At 42.1% G+C, this 23,023-nt stretch carries 23 protein-coding genes and 2 pseudogenes; 11 read left to right on the plus strand and 14 right to left on the minus strand.

Annotation, left to right across the window (positions count from 1 at the left end; all coding sequences use genetic code 11):
- Nucleotides 1-21 precede the first annotated feature (21 nt).
- Genes J8M01_RS20245 through cyaY form a run of 6 tightly spaced genes read right to left on the minus strand, consistent with a single transcriptional unit; the run spans nucleotide 22 to nucleotide 5,714 of the window.
- Nucleotides 22-1,128, minus strand: a complete 1,107-nt coding sequence (locus J8M01_RS20245; protein ID WP_211059129.1) for a heme biosynthesis HemY N-terminal domain-containing protein — start codon at nucleotides 1,126-1,128, stop codon at nucleotides 22-24.
- Nucleotides 1,125-2,912 (minus strand): uroporphyrinogen-III C-methyltransferase, encoded by a 1,788-nt coding sequence (locus J8M01_RS20250; protein ID WP_211059130.1) that lies wholly within the window; start codon nucleotides 2,910-2,912, stop codon nucleotides 1,125-1,127. The genes J8M01_RS20245 and J8M01_RS20250 overlap by 4 nt, the downstream gene beginning before the upstream one ends.
- A 1-nt stretch (nucleotide 2,913) precedes the next feature.
- Nucleotides 2,914-3,852 carry a hydroxymethylbilane synthase gene (hemC, locus tag J8M01_RS20255; RefSeq protein ID WP_211059131.1) on the minus strand — a complete coding sequence of 313 codons (939 nt, stop codon included), beginning with the start codon at nucleotides 3,850-3,852 and terminating at the stop codon, nucleotides 2,914-2,916.
- 20 nt (nucleotides 3,853-3,872) lie between these two features.
- Nucleotides 3,873-4,724: a DUF2914 domain-containing protein gene (locus J8M01_RS20260; protein ID WP_211059132.1), complete on the minus strand. Its 852-nt coding sequence runs from the start codon at nucleotides 4,722-4,724 to the stop codon at nucleotides 3,873-3,875.
- A gap of 16 nt (nucleotides 4,725-4,740) precedes the next feature.
- The gene (locus J8M01_RS20265) at nucleotides 4,741-5,394 is read right to left on the minus strand and encodes an alpha/beta fold hydrolase (RefSeq protein ID WP_192506268.1); all 654 of its coding nucleotides are present in this window, start codon (nucleotides 5,392-5,394) and stop codon (nucleotides 4,741-4,743) included.
- Entirely contained in the window at nucleotides 5,394-5,714 is a 321-nt protein-coding gene (gene cyaY / locus J8M01_RS20270) for an iron donor protein CyaY (RefSeq protein ID WP_211048578.1), read from the minus strand. Before cyaY ends, J8M01_RS20265 begins: the two co-directional genes overlap by 1 nt.
- Before the next feature lie 121 nt (nucleotides 5,715-5,835).
- On the opposite strand from cyaY, the gene J8M01_RS20275 reads away from it, so the two are divergent.
- From J8M01_RS20275 to J8M01_RS20305, 7 genes are all read left to right on the plus strand, one after another.
- Nucleotides 5,836-6,039, plus strand: coding sequence for a lipoprotein (locus J8M01_RS20275; RefSeq protein WP_192506160.1), 204 nt, complete (start codon nucleotides 5,836-5,838; stop codon nucleotides 6,037-6,039).
- Between the two features lies 1 nt (nucleotide 6,040).
- Nucleotides 6,041-7,294 carry a diaminopimelate decarboxylase gene (lysA, locus tag J8M01_RS20280; protein ID WP_192506161.1) on the plus strand — a complete coding sequence of 418 codons (1,254 nt, stop codon included), beginning with the start codon at nucleotides 6,041-6,043 and terminating at the stop codon, nucleotides 7,292-7,294.
- A gap of 64 nt (nucleotides 7,295-7,358) precedes the next feature.
- Nucleotides 7,359-8,189: a diaminopimelate epimerase gene (gene dapF / locus J8M01_RS20285; RefSeq protein ID WP_192506162.1), complete on the plus strand. Its 831-nt coding sequence runs from the start codon at nucleotides 7,359-7,361 to the stop codon at nucleotides 8,187-8,189.
- A gap of 20 nt (nucleotides 8,190-8,209) precedes the next feature.
- Nucleotides 8,210-8,845, plus strand: coding sequence for a DUF484 family protein (locus J8M01_RS20290; RefSeq protein WP_211059133.1), 636 nt, complete (start codon nucleotides 8,210-8,212; stop codon nucleotides 8,843-8,845).
- A gap of 4 nt (nucleotides 8,846-8,849) precedes the next feature.
- On the plus strand, nucleotides 8,850-9,785 hold the full coding sequence (gene xerA, locus J8M01_RS20295; RefSeq protein WP_211059171.1) for a site-specific tyrosine recombinase/integron integrase: 936 nt from the start codon (nucleotides 8,850-8,852) through the stop codon (nucleotides 9,783-9,785).
- A 48-nt stretch (nucleotides 9,786-9,833) separates the two neighbouring features.
- Nucleotides 9,834-10,553, plus strand: a complete 720-nt coding sequence (locus J8M01_RS20300; RefSeq protein WP_211059134.1) for an HAD-IA family hydrolase — start codon at nucleotides 9,834-9,836, stop codon at nucleotides 10,551-10,553.
- A gap of 85 nt (nucleotides 10,554-10,638) precedes the next feature.
- On the plus strand, nucleotides 10,639-12,120 hold the full coding sequence (locus J8M01_RS20305; protein WP_211048565.1) for a peptide MFS transporter: 1,482 nt from the start codon (nucleotides 10,639-10,641) through the stop codon (nucleotides 12,118-12,120).
- 41 nt (nucleotides 12,121-12,161) lie between these two features.
- Here the strand turns inward: J8M01_RS20305 and J8M01_RS20310 are convergent, their stop codons facing one another.
- Nucleotides 12,162-13,466: a hypothetical protein gene (locus tag J8M01_RS20310; RefSeq protein ID WP_211059135.1), complete on the minus strand. Its 1,305-nt coding sequence runs from the start codon at nucleotides 13,464-13,466 to the stop codon at nucleotides 12,162-12,164.
- Nucleotides 13,467-13,550: 84 nt separating this feature from the next.
- On the opposite strand from J8M01_RS20310, the gene J8M01_RS20315 reads away from it, so the two are divergent.
- Both J8M01_RS20315 and J8M01_RS20320 read left to right on the plus strand, forming a co-directional pair.
- Nucleotides 13,551-14,423 carry an SDR family oxidoreductase gene (locus J8M01_RS20315; protein ID WP_211059136.1) on the plus strand — a complete coding sequence of 291 codons (873 nt, stop codon included), beginning with the start codon at nucleotides 13,551-13,553 and terminating at the stop codon, nucleotides 14,421-14,423.
- 62 nt (nucleotides 14,424-14,485) lie between these two features.
- Nucleotides 14,486-15,601, plus strand: a complete 1,116-nt coding sequence (locus J8M01_RS20320; RefSeq protein ID WP_211059137.1) for an MBL fold metallo-hydrolase — start codon at nucleotides 14,486-14,488, stop codon at nucleotides 15,599-15,601.
- Between the two features lie 27 nt (nucleotides 15,602-15,628).
- Here the strand turns inward: J8M01_RS20320 and J8M01_RS20325 are convergent, their stop codons facing one another.
- Entirely contained in the window at nucleotides 15,629-16,468 is an 840-nt protein-coding gene (locus tag J8M01_RS20325; protein WP_211059138.1) for a glycosyltransferase, read from the minus strand.
- An 897-nt stretch (nucleotides 16,469-17,365) separates the two neighbouring features.
- On the opposite strand from J8M01_RS20325, the gene J8M01_RS20330 reads away from it, so the two are divergent.
- Nucleotides 17,366-18,016, plus strand: a complete 651-nt coding sequence (locus tag J8M01_RS20330; protein WP_247671211.1) for a hypothetical protein — start codon at nucleotides 17,366-17,368, stop codon at nucleotides 18,014-18,016.
- Between the two features lie 134 nt (nucleotides 18,017-18,150).
- Nucleotides 18,151-18,509: pseudogene (locus tag J8M01_RS20335) on the plus strand (BlaI/MecI/CopY family transcriptional regulator).
- Between the two features lie 71 nt (nucleotides 18,510-18,580).
- On the opposite strand, the pseudogene J8M01_RS20340 reads toward J8M01_RS20335, so the two are convergent.
- The 6 genes and pseudogenes from J8M01_RS20340 to J8M01_RS20365 form a co-directional block, all read right to left on the minus strand.
- Nucleotides 18,581-19,222: pseudogene (locus tag J8M01_RS20340) on the minus strand (class II aldolase/adducin family protein); the annotation flags it as partial.
- Between the two features lie 12 nt (nucleotides 19,223-19,234).
- On the minus strand, nucleotides 19,235-19,372 hold the full coding sequence (locus J8M01_RS20345) for a hypothetical protein (RefSeq protein ID WP_211059139.1): 138 nt from the start codon (nucleotides 19,370-19,372) through the stop codon (nucleotides 19,235-19,237).
- Between the two features lie 342 nt (nucleotides 19,373-19,714).
- Nucleotides 19,715-20,347: a 4'-phosphopantetheinyl transferase superfamily protein gene (locus J8M01_RS20350; protein WP_211059140.1), complete on the minus strand. Its 633-nt coding sequence runs from the start codon at nucleotides 20,345-20,347 to the stop codon at nucleotides 19,715-19,717.
- Nucleotides 20,348-20,358: 11 nt separating this feature from the next.
- Nucleotides 20,359-21,120, minus strand: a complete 762-nt coding sequence (locus tag J8M01_RS20355) for an outer membrane lipoprotein-sorting protein (RefSeq protein ID WP_247671212.1) — start codon at nucleotides 21,118-21,120, stop codon at nucleotides 20,359-20,361.
- A complete protein-coding gene (locus J8M01_RS20360; RefSeq protein WP_211059141.1) occupies nucleotides 21,113-22,327 on the minus strand; it encodes an FtsX-like permease family protein in 1,215 nt (404 codons plus the stop codon). Before J8M01_RS20360 ends, J8M01_RS20355 begins: the two co-directional genes overlap by 8 nt.
- Entirely contained in the window at nucleotides 22,327-23,022 is a 696-nt protein-coding gene (locus J8M01_RS20365) for an ABC transporter ATP-binding protein (protein WP_211059142.1), read from the minus strand. The genes J8M01_RS20360 and J8M01_RS20365 overlap by 1 nt, the downstream gene beginning before the upstream one ends.
- Nucleotide 23,023: the final 1 nt, after the last annotated feature.

A 23,023-nucleotide genomic window follows, 5' to 3' on the forward strand; every position in this document is an offset into this window, starting at 1 on the left:
TCGCTGGCTTTTTCTAAGTATTTATTTGTGAATCGCCAATTCATAGGCCTTTTGATACTGTTGGGTCTGCTCGTAGCTGCGTAATGCGATACTCGTCCAACCAGTATGCCAATTACTTTTATTTATGTTATCAAAAACTTTAGCTGCGAGTTCAAAGTCCCCATCAACATGGGCCATGCATGCCAAACACGCTAACAAATCCGCATTATCAGGCTGTTTTTTCAGCTGGGCCTGTATCGCATGAGTTAATTGTAAATCACCTTCATTCGCGGCACTTATCACCGTCGATACATCGTGATATAACCCTTTTTTTAACCATTTCAGCAATACTGGCTGTACTTGTTTAATTTGCCCACTCGCCGCCATTGATTGTAAATAAGGCTGCTGCGCATACACTTTCAGTGCTTTGGGTAGCTGTTCATAATACGCTTGCCCATCAGATTGATTTTGCATAAAAAAACGCGTAAAGAAGCGCTGCCAATAATCCGCTGACCAAGTCACTTGCTTATGTTTGTCGTTCAATGTCTTTATCAATTCAACATGTTTTTGCTCTACCAATAGGCCCTCAAGGTAGGTCGTTATCTCGGTTGATTGTGGTTTTTTCTGCTGCATCGGCGTTTCAAGTAACACCAAAGCTTGCTCACCTTTGTCAGCCTGTAGCCAGAGCTTAGGCACTTTGCTTTGTGCTTCTTCTGACATAGCGCTTAGGTGCTGTACCGCAGTTGCCTGCTCACCTTGCTGTAAGGCAGATTTCGCCAGCAACGCATATTGATAATCTTGCCACTGACTGGGCGCATCATGCTTCTTAAACGCCACTTGTACTTGCTCATTATCATCATTAAGAGTCGCCCATAGCGCCTGTTGCCAAGCCTGAGAGGCTTTCATTGCACGCTTATGACCAAAGTGCCCCGTTGATTTACGATAAAGTCGCCAGAAAAATTTAATCGCCTTTACGACGAGCCATATGCCAATCGTTAGCATGAAAAACATAATGGCCATTGCAACTATCGTGGCTTCAATGGTCACATCGTTATACGCTATAAGCACATACCCCTTTTCGTCAATTAATAAATGCCCTGCTGCCATGGCAATCACAATGGCGATAATTATTAATATCACTCGGATCATTTTAACCACCCCTGTACCGCTTTAGCTGAGCGTAACTGAACAGTTTGGTTAAACGCCAATGACTGACCCTGCATCAGGACTAATTCGTCATGCATTGCTTGTACCGCTGCAGAATCCATTTTAAAATAGCTTGTTAACGTTTGTTGGGCACTCGATAAAGCGCTAAAAAAGACACTGGCTTGCTTGTCCATCAAAGCACTCTGAGCTTGAGACAAGTGACTTCGTAGCTGCGCTTTCAATAGTTGCTGCTCTTGTTTATCAAGTAGTGGGTCAATAACAGCGACTTCACGATGGCGAATCTTGATAAAGTCGTCTACCAAATTTTCCCATGTGCGTAATAAATTGGCTTGCCAGTCACTGACATCACTAGATAGTTGTGCCGTAGACGCTGCTGTTTGCTCTGGTAAACGCAAAGTTTGCAGCTCAAGTTCAGGTACCTGTGCGAGTAAACCATGTAACTGTAAATATCTAGATTCCAATTGCGGCTTAGCTTGTGCATTCAACAATGCTATATCTTGGGCAATTGCGCTCAATACGCCCGTGCTATTTGGCTCATGCTGCAATACATCACGCAATCTTTGTAGTACCGCGATGCTGCCCTGAAAATCTTGTTCCGCTGAGGCCTTAAATTGTGCCATCCTTTGTAAGTACAGCACCTCACTGCTGAGTGCACCACTGACTTGTTGTTGGGCTGAGCTCAACGCCGTCTGCAACTGCGTATCAAATTGCTGAGTCTGTGCTGCTAAGCGAGACTCAATTTGCATATCAACTTGTTTTTGCTGATTTTGCAATTGAACTAGTTGCTCACGAGTGGTGTTTAATTGTTCACTAAGTTGGCTATTTTGCTGTTGTAGTTGCGCAAGCGCAAGGTAGGTTTTATCGCTGATCTGCTGGCCATGAATAATTAAGCCGGCAGTTGCGGTACCACCAACTAAAGCAACCAATAAAGCCAATACGCCCACTTTACTGATTTTCTGTTTTACAGGTTTATCTTCTACCACGCGTGTTTCGTTTTGCTGATTCTGTTGTTCACTCATTTGGCTACCTTGCTGTGTTTGTTCAGGCATAATAGATTTAAAAATGGCCTCATCACTGGGCCCTGAAGCCACTGTAATATGGGAAGATGCTACCTGATGTTGTAGCATCAAATGATCGGCACTACGCTGACTCACCAAATAAAAATGACATTGATTCAGCCAAGCCAAAAACACTTTATTGGTGGTATTAAATATAGCATCAATTGCCGCGTTACTGGTTATGACTATACCGTCAATCTTAGCTTCTCGCCAGTGGTCTAACCAGATATCTGATTGTGCCAAAACTGGGGTTCGCCTATAAACAAGGCATTGATTTAATACTGCACCATGCGCTTTTAGGGTTTTTGCCAACAATGTGCGCCCCCCCTCGCCTTTCACTATTACAACCTGTTTATCAGCGATGGATTGCAATGGAAGAAGCGCTAACATCCCTTCAGAATCTTGCTGAACGGGCGTTTGGGCCTGACGTGCATAGACTGTATCGATGGCTTTTGCGGTTTGCTCGCCAACAGCAACCAAGGTTGCGGTTGACGGTAATTGAGGTAAGTGTGCAGCTAATCCTTTCACAGCATCTTGCGAGATAAAGATGATCACATCCGCATCATCTATCGGCGACAACTGAGTGTTATCGACCGGCAACATTTCCAGCTTAAGGACGGGTGTTTTTACAATATCAATTTGTTGAGCTATCAGCAGCTCGGCTAGCTGCTCGCCTTTTCCTTCAGGTCGAGTAATTGCGATAGCCATACTAAGCGTCTCTATATACCTCAGCCAAAACCTTATCAGCGCCTTGCGCTAATAATTGTTCAGCTAACGCAATACCGATTTGTTTTGCCTGCTCTACTGGCCCACTCAATTGGGCATGCAAAATTTCACTGCCATCCACCGCGCCCACCAACCCGCGCAAATGCACGGTATCGCCATCAACCTCAGCATATGCGCCAATAGGAACCTGACATCCCCCTTCTAGGCGACGGTTCATGGCACGCTCTGCATTGACGCGAATACGAGTTGTTGTGTGCTCTAACGGTGCGAGTAACGCTTGTACACGCACATCATCGATGCGGCACTCAATTCCAACAGCACCTTGCCCATTCGCTGGTAAAGACATTTCTGGTTCAATATAGGCCGCAATACGCTCTGGCATGGCCAATCGTAACAATCCCGCCGCGGCTAAAATAATGGCATCGTACTGACCATTATCAAGCTTAGCTAAACGCGTATTCACATTACCTCGAAGATCCTTGATTTGTAAATCTGGACGTAATGCGCGAATTTGACACTGGCGGCGTAAGCTAGAGGTACCAACAACAGCACCCTGAGGGAGCTCATCTAATGTTTTGTATGCATTAGACACAAATGCATCTCGTGGGTCTTCACGTTCACAGATTGTATGAAGTGCTAAGCCCTCAGGAAAGTCTACAGGGACATCTTTCATAGAATGCACGGCTATATCTGCGCGACCATCCATCATGGCTTGCTCTAGCTCTTTCACAAATAAGCCTTTGCCACCGATTTTTGCCAAGGGTGTATCTAAAATAATATCGCCTTGCGTAGACATAGGTACTAGTTCAACCGTTAAGCTCGGATGAAAATGCTCTAACCTTGCTTTTACAAACTCAGCTTGCCACATAGCCAAAGCACTTTTTCTGGTTGCAATACGCAGGATATTTGTTTGTTCAGTCATGATTTGCCTTAACTCTGCCCTTATTGAGCATCTGGAATAATACGAAAAGATTTTTGTGCTAATAGTTGCCCTTGCTGGGTAACAACCTCAACACGCCATTGCCCAGTTTGGCTTGGCATAATATTTTTACTTGAGTAAGTACGATACCTCACCGCATTCACGGGCAAGGGAATTTCTGCCATCAACTGGTCTTGATGAAACCATAAGTGATGCACTATTTTGTCTTGCAAATTTTTAATCTCAGTAAAGAAGTAAAGTTTTTCTGAAAACTGAGTACGCTTTAAGTTGTCATTCAAAACGTCAATCGGCTCGCGCTTTTCAATGCCCGTAGTCAATACAGCACGACTCACGACGTTTGTATCTATTTTAGCCCCAAGCGCCACATTAGCAATATGCGCTGATTCTGAAAATACAGTTTCAGTCACCATTGCGGCTATCTCCTGCTCAGCATCCTCTTCATCTGCTCCCTCTACGGTTTCACTCGCCACAGTGCCTGCTTTCTCTGGCGGTAATTCAGGCCCCACTTCACTAACGACTAAAATTGCAGGAGCTCGTGCCACTGACACAGCTGTGATCTCACTGTCTTTGCCTACCACGGCCACTGTCGTACTTGCAAGCGCGTCATCACCTGACACATTCTCATCTGCCAAATGTGCTACAACTGTTCCCGCACTAGGGATGTTATCAGGCGCCTGTAGATGCATTTCATCAGCGTTTACGACATTGGTTAAACCGTAAGTAACGCCCGCCGCAGACAACAACACAACACTCGATACCGCAAAAATACGTCGCCAGTGCCATTGATAACTTACCACTTGAACGGTAGGTGTCGTTTTAGTAACGGCCGTTTTGATGACTATCCGTTGTGTCATTGCTGCTCTTCCTCAATTAAGATAATGTGGCGATTAACCAATTACGGATCGCGGTTAACTCTTCATGGCATACTTGATGGGCCATCGAGTAATCTTGCCAGCTTATGTCGTATCCTTGCCCACGCAGTGTATCGTAAGCCAATCGCCCTAACGACATAGGTACAACTTGATCTTGATTACCATGTGCCATGAAAATATTTAGTTCGGTTTGTACAGCTTCATTGGCTAACTTAGCAGGCGCGCACATATAAGTCGATAACGCCATTACACCAGCAAGTTTAACTGATAATCGCGGCGCAAGATGTAAAGAGATCACCCCACCTTGTGAAAAGCCCGCTAAAATAATTCTGTCAGGGCTAATCCCTTTTGCAATTTCAGCATCAATAAGTTGCTGCACTTTATCAGCCGATTCCCTAACACCATGCTCATCAGCACGGCTTTCTGCATCCATAGATTTAATATCATACCAAGAGCGCATTACCATACCACCATTAATGGTGACCGGTTGTTCTGGTGCATGTGGAAAAACAAACCTAACACCTAACTCATCTGGTAACTTTAATTCCGGTGCAATAGGTAAAAAACCTTCACCCGAATCACCCAAACCATGTAACCAAATAATACTGGCTTTATGCTCGCCACGCGCTGCATATTCTACAAAAGGCAACATTAACTGTGCTTCCATTTAATTTCCGTACCCGCTTGACGCGTTGCAGCATCGCACATAAATTGCCAAAACTCAGCACCAGAGCGGTTATCAATCCACTTGTCATCATGTAGCTCGAAGTGATGGCCATTAAACTTAGTTGCTACCCACACCTGATGTAATGGCGCTTGTTTATTAATGATAATTTTACTCTTATCGGCAAATAAGATCTCTAAAATGCCCGACGCTGACTCATAATCCAAGTCCGCGTCACAATCATCAATTTGATCTTCAATGGTAAACATTAAAGCTTCTGCTAGCTCATGGTACTCGTGATCTGTCATAGCACTTTCCTTTTTCAGCACAATTTATTTACGATGCAGCTAAAATACCTAGTCGCAATAGCTGCTTTTTTTACGAATTCTGTTACTCTGCGATTATAAAGGCACTGACATCATTAATCTAATGAAAGCGATACTCTCTCAATCAAGCATGTTTATTTTAGTCATATTAAGCGTTTTGACCCTAACTGGATGCGGACAAAGTGGCGTGTTATATCTCCCTGAGCACGGTTCAAAGCCTGATCTCAACACCCCAAAAAGCGACGTTAAACCAACGCAGCGCAGCCATAGCGCAGATGTTGAACCAATGATAGAAAAGGAGCGCTAACATGGACTTTTTCCATTATAAAGATCAACAGCTTTTTGCTGAAGAAGTCGCGGTGACGGATATTGCTCAGCAATACGGTACACCCTGTTATATCTATTCTAGAAAAACTTTTGAGCGTCATTACCATGCATTTACCAATGCTGCTGACGGGCATCCACACCTTGTTTGTTATGCGGTAAAAGCGAACTCGAACATTGCCGTCCTCAATGTGCTGGCAAAACTTGGCGCTGGTTTTGATATTGTATCGAAAGGTGAATTGGCAAGAGTCATAGAAGCCGGAGGCGATACCAGTAAAGTGGTTTTTTCTGGGGTCGCTAAAACCTCCGCTGAAATTGAGTTTGCATTGGCACACAATATCAAGTGCTTCAATGTTGAGTCTATTGCCGAGCTCAAACGGATCAGTCATGTCGCACACGGATTAAATAAAACGGCCCGTGTATCTATTCGAGTTAACCCAGATATCGACGCTAAAACGCACCCTTATATATCAACGGGTTTAAAAGAAAATAAATTTGGTATTGATATTAAACAAGCCTTTGATGTCTATCAACTTGCCTACGCACTGCCTGCACTAGATGTGGTCGGTGTCGACTTTCATATTGGTTCACAGTTGACCGAAGTGGAACCATTTCTTGCTGCATTAGATAAAGTTCTTGCGTTGATTGAACACCTTAAATCCGCAGGGATTAACTTACATCACCTAGATATTGGTGGCGGACTAGGTGTGCCCTACGACAGTGAGAAACCACCGCATCCCAGTGCGTATGCGGCTGAAGTAAAAGCAAAGCTGACGAACTACCCGCACCTAGAATTGGTGTTTGAACCAGGGCGTGCCATTGCCGCCAATGCCGGAATTCTAGTCACTCAAGTAGAGTACTTAAAGCCAAGCCAAGAAAAGCATTTTGCCATTGTTGATGCTGGCATGAACGATATGCTGAGACCTTCTCTTTACCAAGCATGGCAAAATATTATTGCTGTTTCACCACGTAACGACGATACACCAACACATAATTACGATGTAGTTGGCCCTGTATGTGAAACAGGTGACTTCTTAGGTAAAGACCGTCCACTTGCCATTCAAGCCGGTGACTTACTGGCCCAGCGAAGTGCAGGTGCATACGGTTTTACAATGAGCTCTAACTATAATTCGCGCCCCCGCGCTGCTGAACTAATGGTAGATGGCGAAAAATGTTATGTGATCAGGCAAAGAGAGACACTACAATCATTGTGGCAAGGTGAGCAATTACTACCATAATTCATATATCGTAATAACAAAAAATCATGGCAAGGTGCCTTAGCAGGAGTAGTTTTAAGACATTATGTTTGTAAATTTTTCAAAAATGCACGGTTTAGGCAATGATTTTGTGGTGATCGATAATGTCACCCAAAACGTGTTCTTGTCTCGTGATCAAATAAAAAAGCTCGCCAACCGACACTTTGGGATCGGGTTTGACCAATTACTCATGGTTGAAGCGCCTTACTCTCCAGAATTAGACTTTCACTATCGAATTTTCAACTCAGATGGCTCTGAGGTTGAGCAATGTGGCAATGGCGCTCGTTGCTTTGCGCGCTTTGTTAGAATGAAAGGTCTTACTAATAAACATAAAATCTCGGTCTCTACCAAATCCGGTAATATCACTTTATATATGGAGAAAGATGGCCAAGTCACGGTCAATATGGGAAATCCGCACTTTGCGCCAAGTAGCATTCCTTTCAAAGCAACAAAACCAGAACTAACCTATATTATGCGCGCCGATGATCGTACTGTATTTTGTGGTGTTGTATCAATGGGTAACCCTCACTGTGTACTGGAAGTGGATGATATTGACACTGCTGACGTATCCATTTTAGGACCTTTATTGGAGCATCATGAACGCTTTCCTGAACGAGCCAATGTTGGTTTTATGCAAATTCTCAACGATGAGCATATTAAATTAAGAGTGTGGGAGCGTGGCGCACAAGAAACCTTAGCCTGTGGCAGTGGTGCATGCGCAGCAGTGGTCGTCGGCATTGCACAAAAAAAGCTTGCCAACTCCGTACGAGTAGACTTACCCGGTGGTAGCTTACAAATACGTTGGCAAGGAGAAGGTCACGCAGTGAAAATGACAGGACCTGCCGAGCACGTATTTGATGGACAAACCGCGTTATAATTCACTTATGAGACAATAATATGAGCAAGCAGCAATTCACGATTGATGAACAAAAAATTTGTGACTATTTGATACGTCACCCTGACTTTTTTACCAATCATCAATATGTATTGCTCGAGCTGGAGTTGTATTCTCAAAGCCAAGGGCTACCAAATCTCGCATTACAGCAGCAGCGTAAGTTACGGGAGCAAAATACTCAGCTAAAAACCCAACTTGCGACAACAGCTCGACTCGCCCTTGAAAATGAACGCGTATTTCGTCTATTTAGTGAATGTCAGCGACAATTATGGCGATGCCATAGCTTTTCCGACCTCGCGACGCAGCTCGCTGATACTTTATGTCAGAACCCCAAAGTCATAGCGTGTGAATTGCTGCCCTACACAGACCCATTACATACCATTGTCGAGACTCGATTAACGCGGCAAAATTGTTACCTTGGTCGATTATCACAACAGGAACACAACTTAATTTGGCTTAAAGACAATCAACTACAAGCTCGCTCTGTTGCGTTGTATTTAATTGGTAGTGTTCAACACCCTGAGGCTATTTTAGCCTTCGCCAGTGATGATGTAACACACTTCAATTCAGACAACGATAACTTATTCATCAAGGAGTTTATTGCCTCTCTTGAACTGCGCTTGAGTGACTTGGCCTAGTCACATGCCGGCAACCAATACCGTGCTTAGCCAAGCTTGGCTTTCACCCGTCAACGATTTTATGGCATATCTAAAGCATGAACGGCAATATTCTCCACATACATTAACCCAATATAGCACCCAGCTCCGCCAAGCTGCCCAGTACTTTCAAAGCAGCAGCAACGGCTGGCTACATGTATTACCCGAACAAATCCGCCGCTACAGCATGCATTTACGCGCTAAACAATACAACCCTCGCACAATAAACCTTAAATTAAGCTGTATTCGAAGTCTGTATAAGTTTTTAAAAGTAAAACATATACAAGAAGCAACAATCGCCAACCCAGGTGAAGGGATCAAAGGCCCCAAGTTTCAGCGCCCATTACCAAAAAACCTTGATGTTGACCAAATGGGTCAATTACTGAACATAGTTGCCGAAGATGCATTAGCATTGCGAGATAAAGCAATGATGGAATTAATGTATTCAAGTGGTTTACGTATCAGCGAATTGGTCAATGTCAACATAGGCGACATTCGTGAAGGTGAGATTCGTGTCTTAGGTAAAGGCAATAAGGAACGTGTGATCCCTGTTGGCACAAAAGCACTCGATGCATTAACAGCGTGGTTGACTGTGCGTTCTATTATGGCGCATGAAGAGGAACTCGCCGTATTTGTCAGCAAGCGTAAACAGCGTATATCTATTCGCCATGTGAGAGAAAGAATGAAAGAATGGGGCATTAAACAAGGGATCAGCACACCCGTTCATCCCCATAAGTTACGTCATTCATTTGCCAGTCATCTACTTGAATCTAGTGGTGATTTACGTGCTGTGCAAGAAATGCTCGGCCATACCAGCTTATCTGCCACCCAAGTATATACCCATGTTGATTTTCAGCATCTCGCTAAGGTTTATGATAAAGCCCACCCTAGATCGAAAAAACAAAATAACGATCCGAAATGACAGACTTTTAGTATAATAACACCATCTCCTCATTCGAAATAAGTAACAATGCGATTTAATAAAGCCATAGATAGCATCAGTGTTCTCAGCTTTGATCTAGACGATACGCTATACAATAACCACCCGGTCATCAAAGCAGCAGTCCAAGCACAGCTAGACTATTTAAATCAAATAACACAATGGTCTCAACAAGGCCCTAATTACTGGTCACACTGTCGCAATCAAACCGTTAAACAAACTCCCTCCCTTGCCAATGATGTAACACGGTGGCGTAAGGTTGCATTGCAATATGGCATGTCTAAACTACCATTGACCGAGGAGCAAGCTCACCATTATGCATCATGTGCCTATCAAGCATTTAGTGATGCCAGAAGTAACATCACCGTTCAGCAATCTGTGCTCGACTTACTGGGTGCATTACGCACGAAGTTTCGCCTAATAGCAATCACCAATGGTAATGTTGAAATTAACAAATTTAATTTGCGTAATGAATTTGAACTCGTCTTAAAAGCCGGTCCTGACGGCGCGGCAAAACCCCATAGTGAACTATTTGACAAAGCCGCCGTCGTTTTAAATGTGAAAAAATCGGAGATTTTACATATTGGTGATAGCTTAGACAGTGATGTACAAGGTGCCAACTTGGCTGGCTGTAATAGCCTCTGGTTGAATAACCAACAGTTTAAGTACAAATACCTCGGCCTTTCTCACATCGAGATTAATAATATTAATGATTTATATCAATTAGTTAATACATCACCTTCTAAATAGAAATAACGCCTTTAGTTGCATTAACTGTGTGTTTAACGTACTAATAGTTCCAGACAATTACAATTATTATAATGGAACTCAGCCTATGTCATCACAGGATACGGGGTTTTTCGGTCACCCAAAAGGCCTCTCTACACTCTTTTTTACTGAGATGTGGGAGCGCATGAGCTACTATGGCATGCGTGCGCTCTTAGTCTTATTTATGACCGCCAGCCTTCAAGAACAAGGCCTCGGTTTCACCGTTGCTTCTGCCGCTGCCATCTATGGCCTATACACTGGCGCCGTCTATTTTTTAGGCTTGCCCGGAGGTTGGATAGCAGACCGCTTACTCGGCGGTCAAAAAACAGTATGGTATGGTGGCCTCATTATCATGATCGGCCACATAATTTTAGCGGTCCCCTCCACACATTCCTTTTTTATAGGCCTCATTTTTGTCGCACTGGGTACCGGCTTATTGAAACCGAATATCAGTGCCATGGTTGGTCAGTTGTATCATAGTGATGATGAGCGCAGAGACAGTGGCTATGCCATATATTACATGGGTATTAATTTAGGGTCTGTCATTGGCTACTACGTGTGTGGTTATTTTATGGAGCATGTCGGGTGGCATTATGCATTTGGTGCAGCTGCGGTCGGTATGGCAATTGGTTTAATTCAATATCAACGAACGCTCAGCAATATCGCAAGTGTGGGGGAAAAACCCACCAGCCCGCTCGAACCAAAGCAAGCTAAGCAAGCTTGGTCAGTAATAACGCTTGTGCTGATCGGTATAGCCATAGTGACGACTTTCACATACTCTGGTGTCATTGTCATAAATCCGGTGATCGTAGCGCAATATGTTGCCGTCGTATTTACCTTAGTCTTTTTTATTTACTTCGGTCTTATTTACTACAAAGGTGATTTGAATGAAGATGAACAAAAGAAGATGTGGGCTCTCCTTTTAGTTTGCATTGCTTCCGCTTGCTTCTGGTCTGGTTTTGAACAAGCTGGGTCATCGCTAAACCTATTTGCGCGTGATTATACGGATCGTATGATTGGTACATTTTCAATCCCCACTGCCTGGTTTCAATCTGCAAATGCGTTATTTATTATTATTCTATCTCCGTTCTTTGCAGCTCTATGGATAAATCTCTCAAAACGCATGATTTCCCCTTCGTATAACTTGAAATGTGCAATTGGTCTTGTGATCATGGCAAGTGGGTTTTTAGTTATGTTTATGGCGTCACAATATGCTGCTCAAGGCCTAAAAGTGGCACCATATTGGTTAATCACGACGTATTTTCTTCATACTGTTGGTGAGTTATGCTTAAGTCCAGTCGCACTTAGCGCAATCAGTAAACTCTCACCCAAGCGATTTGCAGGCCAAATGATGGGGGTATTCGTACTCACCTACTCCATTGGTAATATTATTTCTGGGTTACTTGCCGGGCACTTTGATCCAAATAATGTGCAAGAGATGCCAAACCTTTACTTACAAATCAGTCTCTTCTGTATTGGTGTAGGGATCATCATTGCATTAGTCAGCATTAAGTCTCGCGTATGGGAAGGGCAGTCACAACCTTCTTAAAGTTCAAATCAAAGGCGAGGTGCATGCCTCGCCCTTTATATTTAAAGCTTTATGGGTATCAGGGTACCCGCCACAACCGTATCATTATCAAGTACAAAATGACCCTCCCAGAGATTGTTACTCCATTCAATCACATCTAAATTCGCTTCACCCAACTCATTTGCGGGTAATTGGTTCACAGAGTCACCTTGAGACACTGTCCCAAACTGCCATGGTTTTAAACTCTGTAATAACCGGCTACCTCCTTTCAATTCCATATTCGTACTTGTTAAAGGATCTAATAATTCAATTGATGTCACAGTGCCATAGTAGTTCATCTCAATTTTTTGATGGCACCCAGTCAATAAAGCACGCTTGCCACTCATCCCAAATAATTGGACTAACGACTTATCTAAGTCAGGGGCTCTCTGCAAGAGTGCCGCTGCGTCTGGACAAGGTAAAGCATCAAACTTCCCCGTGAGTAAAGAGGTATCTCCAACACTCAAGCCGACCAATTTATCGACGACAGCTTCATCTGACGTCTTTACTTTAACTATTTGCACATTTTTATACGCGCCTTTTAAGGCTTTAACGCGTGCAGTGGTTAGTTCTTCTCCACTTGAGAAGGCATCTCCCGTCGTCGGATCATATACCCGAATCCCCTCATTAAAGAATTCCAAATGATTACGCAAAGAAATGGGCAGTAAAGATTCATTGTATTGATAGCCCACGAATTTGTGATCCGAAAAAAACAACGCATTGTCTCGACCAATGAACGCAATATATGCGCCATCAGATAGCGGCCAAAGCAGACTAAAGCGCCCTAAATCCCTTTCAACGGACTGCATCGATTCACCTAACTTAATACCAAATATCGCATTGTCTGAAATCAAGTTTGATTCTAATTTCAATGGTGCCGTTTTGATCACTTCCTTATTCACTGAAATTGCATATCCAAGATTTACTTTCTGCTTTAAATGCATAATATTATTGCTGAATAAATCTAAAGAGGTTGTGTTTACTCGAGGAATATCCTTAGCACAAGAGGACACGGGAAGAAATTCAGCTTTGGCAACAAGCGCATCTTTAGTATGACTTTTAAACCTCATCGATTTAATCATCATTGATGTATTATATTGTGCCAATGCCTTTGTTGCTTTTTCAAATAACCGTTGCTTTACATGCGCAATCTGCTCGAATTCGGTTTCTTTGTTTTTTGTGAAATGCATCGCGGAAAGTGATATCGTTTTTGAGCTAAATGTCACTTCGCATTCACTTCCTTTAGGGTAGATATCATGGGCAATTGTTACAGTGGATAAAGCACTCATGCCGACGCACAGAGCCACTGGTAGTTTTTTTATTATCATAAACAAAATCCTTTCATTATAGTTATTATCTAGTGAGTCCTTTACTGATAATATACCGTAAATCTCAATTTTAAGAGGGTGTATATGAATAAAGTAGCAATAACAGGTGCAACTGGCTTAATGGGTCGTTCATTAATGACCATTTTAGGGGCTTCTTTTAATACTCAAGGTATTGGCTTTAACCGCGCTAGCGGTAATATTCACAAACTCGATTTAAACGATGAAGCAGCAATAACTGCGTTTCTTGATGAACATCAACCAGATGCGCTCATTCATGCTGCTGCCGAGCGCAGGCCTGATATTTGTGAGCAGGCGCCAGAACAAGCTCTAGCGCTCAATGTCAAAGTCACTGAATTTCTCGCACAGCAATGTAAAAAAAGAAATATACGGCTATTATTTATTAGCACAGACTATGTGTTCGATGGTGACAATGCACCTTACGACGAGTTTTCAAAAACGAACCCTCTTAATTTTTATGGACAAAGCAAGCAGCGTGCCGAACAAGCTGTACTCGCAACTTGTGGCCAACATACGATTATTCGTGTGCCTGTCTTGTATGGAGATGTAACACATTTAGCTGAATCAGCGGTCACCGTTATCGCCGAACAAGTCAATCCACTCAAACACTCAAAACACGATAATTGGGCAGTTCGCTACCCAACCCATGTAGAGGATATTGCTTGTACCATTAGAGATTTACTCAAACACCCTCAGCATCTGGGCGGTATTTTTCACATTTCCAATCATCAAGCCCTCAGTAAATATGAGATGGCGTGCATCATTGCTGAGGTTCTAGGCTACTCGAAAACGCTACTTGAGCCTCAGTCTAAACCTGAGCACACGGCACAAAGACCCTATAACTGCGCCCTTAAAGACACTCGACTTAGTAAACTCAATATCCAACATCAAAGAGATTTCAGCAAAGCCATCGCACAGGTACTTAACAGCAATCGTTGAACGTGCGCATCGAAATACAGTATAGTGGTTCAATAAGCGCCACTATACGACACAGAAGTATCATGCACGCACGATTGAAATACGTTGCCATCAGCACATTTGCTGTTGGTTTAACTGCATGCCAAACTCTACCAATTAAAACGATTGATAATCCTAATTTTAATAAAAATAGTCTCGGAGAGTTTAGCAATCAATATCCAAGTCCATTTGAAGGGCATGGCCCCCACCATCCTTATGACAACATTGAGTTTCTTGAACTCCATGAAATTGAAAAAGTAGCACCTAATTTTATTAATATCGGGTCATTCACCGGCTTACGTAAAGATACCGGCTTCAATTATCAGGATCTGGTATACCCAACACCACGTATCAATGAAACTGCGCGTCAGACATTAACCTGGTTAGGCCATGCAAGCTTTCTCGTGCAACAACGCCATACCGACGCCTTTTTAACCGATCCTGTTTTTGGTGAATTTGACGGTTTTGTCGGCTGGTTAGCACGGCGTATCAACGATGATATGGCAAGGCTGGGACCTGCACCGGTAAAAACAGCTCAGTTGCAATTTGTAGATGGTGTCGTCATTTCTCATAATCATTATGATCACTTAAGTGAACAAACGTTAAACCAGTTGGCCACAGATACACAGCTACTTCTTCCTTTAGCCGTCACAGACAATGTTGATTACAAGCAAGGCCCTATTACAGAGATGAATTGGTACACACAGACGTCTGTCGGTAACACGGATATTCATTTTTTACCTGCCCACCATTTTTCTCGACGAGGTTTAACCGACTGGAATAAAACACTGTGGGGATCCTGGTTATTTGATGACGGTGAGCATACTGTCTTTTTTGCCGGCGATACGGGTTACAGTCAAATTTATAAAGATATAAAAGCCCAATTTAACGGCTTTGATGTTTGCTTAATGCCCATAGTGGCATATGACCACAATTATCGTAGTATTCATTTGGCACCCGAAGACGCTGTCAAAGCTGCACAAGATCTTGCTTGTAAAGTCTTTATTCCGTGGGGTTACGGGACGTGGTTATTAGGCTATGAACATGTCAATGAACCACTACGTCGCCTGCAAAAGGCATTCGACGATATAAAACCAGAAATGACGTTAAAAATACTGAAAATTGGGGAAAGTGTTCGTTATAGCGAGCTGCTTAACTAGCACCTAGTTTTAAACTGTGCCTCACAGTTAATGGGGCACAAACCAACGACAGCATTGTTTTATCAACCAATTTGGCAATGGATACTTTTTACATACCACGTTTAAGTAGTCATGCCATGCGTGTGCTTTTAGCGCTTCCATTTTATCTCTAGGCAAAATATTATCATAAAGCGTCGCGAAATCTTTTAAGAACTGAACATCACGGCGTCGGCTATTTTTTGCATAGCCCTTACCAGCATAATGGATAAAGTCAGCCTCTAAATAGCCCTCTTTACCAAACATATCCATGCGATTATAAGTCGTGGCTAACTCTTTATGTTTCAGAGCATTTTTAAATATTTGATAATTAAAAAACGTCTGTTCATAGAAACGAATATGATTACACACTGATTGCAATCCAGCTAAATCAGCATAATCGAATAGTTTGCATCCTTGTGATGCTAACACGACCCCCACATTATAATAAATGACGTCCTCACACTGCATTGGCCAATTTAAACGACCCAACTTATTTTCGATCAACTGACGTTCACATTGACGATCACATATAGCACCTTCATTAAGCATATATACCACCATAGGATCCGTGTATTGTTTAAATATATTCTGAGCACTTGGTGAAATTAAAATATCGGCGTCTAAATATAATACTCTGTCATACTCCTTGAGTAACTCGCCGATTCGCAGCTTTTCAGCCCAAGCCGGATTTGCACCATAGTGAGGGTCACGAATATTAATTGGGTAATGTAGCTCGTCGGAAACAATCAAATCAGCTCCAACTTTGTCAGCATAATGCTTAAAACTTAAGATTGCAGCTTGATACATTGGGTTATCGCCAATCGCGAGCGTAAATATCACTTTTTTCACAAAAATCCAGTTTTGTTATCAAAGAATTGCTTAATAATCCTTCATATCAATAAGTTAAACAACCCTACATTACAAATTCATACATTTTTTGCTCACGACTAACTCAATTCAATTTGATCCACTCTCAGGTATAATATAGCCGTTATCACACTGCATTAAATACAACTAAGGAACCATCATGCCTGAACCAATACGCTTAGCTAAATTTTTAGGCCATGCAGGAGAAGTCACCGTCAATGATTAATCAGCGAATCATATCGATCACATAACAATTAATGACGTTATATTAGTTAATGGACAAATAGTTGGGCCATTACCAGAACACACCTATATGCATTTCACAAACCGGTAGGTATCAATTGTAAGCTGAATACTAAAAATCCCAGTAACCTCGTACATAATATACCATCACATCCAAGGTGTTTATCCAATCGGTCAACTCGATAAAGAGTCTCACGAATTAATTTTGCTCGCCAATAATGGTGAATTACACAACAATACCTTTCACCCAGACAGTCATCAAGAAAAGGAATATATCGTAAAATTAAATAAGAAAAACTACATCCGAATTTTTTATAGCTATGGGTGGTGGTCTACCAATTAGAGGGCAGATAACACTATCCTGCGTTATTGAACCCATAGATTGCGTTAAATTTAAAGTAATTTAAAAACAAAGTCTTAATAGATACAAAAGACAAATGTGCCAATTTTAAGGATACCGAGTTATCGACTGATACAGGGTCAGAATTGCAAGCTACAAAATAAAAAAACCAGCCCAAAATGAATACGGTATTCTAGAGAAAAAGATATCTTGACATTTATATTTAAATGTAAAAACATATGTCCCGCAACCAAGTTGCAATAAAAAACACACTTAGTTAACAAAAGGATATGGTTATGAAACTAAAGGTAATGGCCCTTCTTACAGCAATGTGCATGGGCTCAGCTGTTGCTGATAATGATAGTAGTACAAGCCAAATTGCCGCCAGTGGAGCTGGCGTAAATTACGACTTCAGGTTAGGGTTACAAGCATTAGATAATCGCGGTTATGACCCTGGTCGAGTAGAGTATACAAAATTTCTTTCTTCAGGCGGAAATAATCAGTCAAATTGGGCCGTTGATAGAGATGCCTATGACCCTGATGCATTAAAAATTCATTTATCCATTTTGCGCAATGTACCTACTAACACAGATTTTCGTATTGCTATCCAATCAGCTGATCGTGGCGGCCGCGGAGATTTCGGTTATTGGCAATATACACCTTGGGCAAGTGAAGGAGGTGGTTGGTCTGGGCTAGCATTTGATACAGATCAACACGACCCTGATGCATTTAGAATTCGTATAGAGACAAGAAGTTGGCAAGCGCCAACTTCCTTACAAGACTTTAGAATTGGCCTGAGAGTAGCCGATCACAAAGGTCGTGAAATTGGTGAATCTACATTCACTCCATGGGCATCATATGGTGGTGGCTGGACCGGATTAGCTGTTGATAATGACGCATATGACTTTGACGGCTTCGAAGTCAATTTAGAAGTTAGAAAATACTAATAAACTACTAACATATAACAAAAGCCCTGAATTTTCATTTTTTGGGGCTTTTACTCTACTCATATTATACACATCAAATGATACTTGGTCTTTATAACGACAAATGCAATCTAAGAGAAGAGATTACACTTGTAATTATTGAATTATCTAAGGCCGAACTCTCGGTTGTAGCAGTACTTTGGCAAGGTTACCCCGCTAAGGCCAGTGACATTATTAAGCGTTTAAGCGACGACACACAATGGCCTGAAAAGCCTATTAAAACTCTGGTTAGTCGGCTGATTAAAAAGCAAACTGTTACTTTGAAAAACAAGGCCGAGGGTACATCTGCACGCCCACCATTGAACGTAATGATTATACCCAAAAAGAAAGCCGAAGCTTTATCCAACGGGTGTTTCAAGACCGTATCGCGCCTTTAGTCAGTAGATTTGCCCACCCGCTGTCACAAACCGATATTGATGAGCTAAAAATGATGCGATCACGCAATATCAATTAAGACCTGGCCATATCAAATCTTTTATACAGCCATGCTCTGAAATTTTTAATTTTTTAAAAAATAAATTCAAGTTAGTTTGTGAAGTCAGGGTGTTGCTTTTTGATGCTTTCATATAATGACAAAAAGTTATACCAACCAGTCCGCTCTCTCCCAATATGCTTATATGTTTGCTTAGCGATACTCTCCTCTATCAGCCTTGGAGAACCAGCTGCTTCCGCCATAAGCTGAACCTGACAAGCTCGCTCCATTGCGATGTACCACCAACTAGCAGATTCAACACTTCTCCCTACAGTAAGTAATCCATGATTTTGTAAAATCATTTCTTTATTGCGAGCCAAAGCTTCTACAATCAGCTCTCCCTCTGACTTATCAAGCACCACGCCACCAAACTGCTCTAGTACGACATAGTCATTAAAGAAAGCACACGCGTCTTGGGTAATTGGTAACAACTGTTTCCCCAAAGTCGAAAAAGTTTTACCGTAAGTACAATGTGCATGGGCAGCTGCTACAACATCTTTCCTCGCAGCGTGAATATGGGCATGGATTGTAAAAGCAGCCCCATTGAGCAAGCCATCACCCTCAACAACTTGCCCATCGTGATTGACCAGTAATAAATCAGATACCGTAATTTGATCAAAACTCTTGCCCAATGGGTTAACCCAAAAATGATCAAGGTATTTTGGATCTCTTACCGTGATATGCCCCGCAACCCCTTCATCAAAGCCTTACTTTGCAAATAATCTAAACGCAGCCGCTAACTTAACTTTTCTATCCGCTCTGATCCCTTCGACCGATGTGTCATACTTTATGAAAGGTTTATCTTTCGAATTTAAAACCAGCGCATTGTTATCTATTAATGTCATATTAAATTCCTGCTGAATGACTACTACCGTTAATTCACTTCTTGGCACATAACACAACTTATACAGCCAGTGTCCGAAGGCAATGATAGTTTAGCTGAGCCTCCTACGATAGCTGCAGTTGAGTACGGCTGCTCTTGTAATCTTTTAGTACTTAATTTTTTTAATATGCGTTTCTTCTTTTTTATGATCATCTTTGCCATTTGATTTTTATAGTTTTATTTATATCGCAATTTCATTTATGGTACGACTAGGCAAGAAGTTAAAGCTTCTAATTGTAATTTGATTGTGATTATTCTCGCTCGTACACAATGTCACGGCCAAACGATGCTGCGGTGAAATAGGCTAAAGCCAACTCGCATATTCACTCTCAACCACCATAGATTGAACACCTGCGGCGCTAAAGCTTGCACTGGCATTACTTTGGCCAAATGAGACGTTATTTAACTTAGTGGTAAGCCCTTGGCCCGTTACTTTGATCAGCGACTCTTTCAAAATCCAACGGTCAAAGAAATAGGCTTCTTTAGCCGCTTCAGGCAAGCTTTCAAACTCTCTCTTTTCATCCTCTGAAAAGACAGGGTGACCAAGGCGTATTAAATTTCGCTTAAACCTAATTCGCTCAACATCGAGCCCTATTGGGTTCTTTTTACTTAATGCGCACGCTAACACGTTATCGCTATGAGAAAGATTAAACTCCAGTGATAAACCTTGATTGACCAATTGTGGCTTCCCATGCAAACCCCGCTCAAATTGAATCGCTTGTGGCGCTAACCCTGTGTACTTCGCAAGTACTGATCTTAAGAATGCGCGAGATACAACTTTGACTAACTTCTCTGACGGCCTTCTTATTAATGCAATCGCTTCTAAACCCGACTCCGTTAACATAGCCTCTAACTCACCGATGGCGTGATTTTCCTGAAATAAGCTCACAGAGGTTTGCCAAATATCTATTTGATTTTCATCTAGGCTTAATAGCATTTACTACCTCCTTACTCAGTTAGTAAGCGATCCAAATCACTTCGTATCAAGATTTGAGGGTTAAACAACCTATCTGGTACAGAAATCAGTTCGATTAAATCATATTCAATCACTGTTTTATGCCCTTTGCGCATTTCATCGTGCAATGCCATTGCCGTCACCTTTTGTTTGCCATTACGTTCACCTTGCTCAAATTGAGCCGTCTTGGCATGCATGCCTGAACGCAAATACAATTCAGCCTCTTCAGGAAAGTAATTATCTTTGCGTACATTAAGTATAATTTTTTGATAGCTGAGCTTAGGTGATATGGCATGAAGCTCAAACTGCCACAATGAATCCATATCCGTTGTTTGCTTGACGGTATAATCTTCACTCCAGCTGAGCGTAGCAATGTCGCCAAGGGATGCTTCCCCCAACAACTTTTGCATTGGCGTGATTCGGATCGGGCGACGGCTTTTAGGCATGAACATCCAATAATCACTGCCTTTCATCAGTACTTTTTGGCCTTTTTCAGAATCAGACTTAAACACAACCAGTGAGCGCTTTGCTGAAGTTGAATAAACGTCATATTGCTTTGAATTTCGCAACTCATCTTGCTTATATGCACGGACCGTCGCTGAAACTTTAACAGTGTTTGATTCGCTCCTATAGGCATCGACCGCTTTAAGTACCTGCAAAGGGTTTACATCAGCCTGAGCTATCGCCCCCCATGAGCAGCTGCTCACCAAACATATCGATAGCATAAGCATATTATTAATTATCTTTTTATACATGGCTAAGCGCCTCCGTAATTGATTTTGAACTTCCCTTATATGCAGCCCTGAATGCCGCTAGTACGCATACAACCACCATCACGCTCATCACCGAAAGTGCTATTTCCCAAGAAAAAGTTATCGTTAGTGGATAGCCTTGATTACTACCTGGCGGTGGTGGCATTTCTAGACCTAGATATACCAAGCCCCATGACACAATGATTGAAATGACAATACCTATGACCGCGCCTAAAAAGCCTATAATGCTTGATTCCAGAATAAAATTACGAATGATCTCCCATTGATAAGACCCCATTGCTGCAACAGTCCCTATTTCTCGTGTTCTTTCTGTAACGGTCATTGCCATAGTATTCGATATTGAAAAGAAAACTAATAACACCATAATACCGCCTAACAATCCGAATATACGGTTATATAAAGCCTTAACTGACTGATAATAAAACGCCTTTTCCCACCAAGGTACAAATAGTAGTGACTGGTCACGAGATTGATACTGTGCCACTTTTCGTTGTGTTGCGTTGAGGTCAAAAAGATACACCGACAGCGAACTCACTTTATCGGTATATAGTAGTGATTGCGCATCAGATAACTTGACGTATAACTGTCGCTTATCCAAGTCAGGTACACCTGTGGTATAAATACCACGAACCACAAAATCAAGTGCGTTAAGCGCCCCATCGGTGGTGGTTGACATAAGTGTCACATAGTCCCCAACCTTTACTTTTAAACTTCGGGCCAAATCCTTTCCTAACACAATTTGCGCTTGAGTCTCATCTCCAAAATCAGATAATGCTTGCCCCGTGAGCATGCTCAAGAATGGGCCTTTTACCATAAACTCTTCAGATTCTACACCTAAGCCAATGAATATCGAGCTCTTTTCACCATTGGAAATAAGTCCATTAAAGTTGATTCTTGGTAAAATACTTTTAATTTCTTCATCTTCAGCCAATTGGCTGCGCAGCACTTGCGTATCAGACAACCCATACTCTAGTGGCGTACCTTCCTCTTCTTCAAAAAATTTGGCATGTGTAATAATGAAGTTACCTTCATCCCTCGCTGCTTTCTCTGCGAGAGACTCATACGTAAACAATGCAAATCCGCTGGTCGTTAATATTGCTGCAACCGCAACCGCTGAAACTAGTATGGTAAAGAGCGAGCGCCGCCCATTTCTAAACACATTTAAAAATGCAAAAATAATCCAACGCATTAGCTTGCCCTCCTTGTATCTAATTGAGGTTGCACCTCTTGCAGCATGCCATCGGCAAGATCCAATACTCGATGACAACGATCTGTCATACGATGATCATGTGTGGCAACAATAAATGTACTCCCCATGTCATTACCTAAATCTCTCATAAGATCAATCACCATATTTGCTGTCGACGTATCTAAGTTTGCTGTTGGTTCATCCGCAATAACGATTTCGGGTCGTTTGACCAAAGCCCTCGCGATGGCAACTCGTTGTTGCTGACCCCCAGAGAGTTGATCTGGCCGTTTCGAAATATGATCTTTTAAGCCAACCTGATGCGCAATTTCAATTACCTGATCCATACGTTGACGCTTATTCATATCTAGCATGAGTAATGGATATTCAATATTTTCAAGTACCGACATCACAGGGATTAAGTTATATCTTTGAAAGATAAAACCTAATTTTTCACGGCGAATTTGGGTTAAGTCATTTTTATTCTTTGGAATGGGCGTATTGTTTAACCAGATGTTACCTTCATATTGATCATCGAGTAGACCACAAATATTCAACAACGTTGACTTTCCGCTGCCCGAAGGCCCACACAGTGCCACAGTTTCACCCTTGCGAATATTTGCCGACACACCTTTTAAAGCTGTAACGGTCACATCCCCCGTTGTATACGATTTTTTTATATTGTTAAAACTAAGCATG

Source organism: Pseudoalteromonas sp. MMG005, assembly GCF_018101015.1.
Taxonomy (GTDB): Bacteria; Pseudomonadota; Gammaproteobacteria; order Enterobacterales; family Alteromonadaceae; genus Pseudoalteromonas; species Pseudoalteromonas aurantia.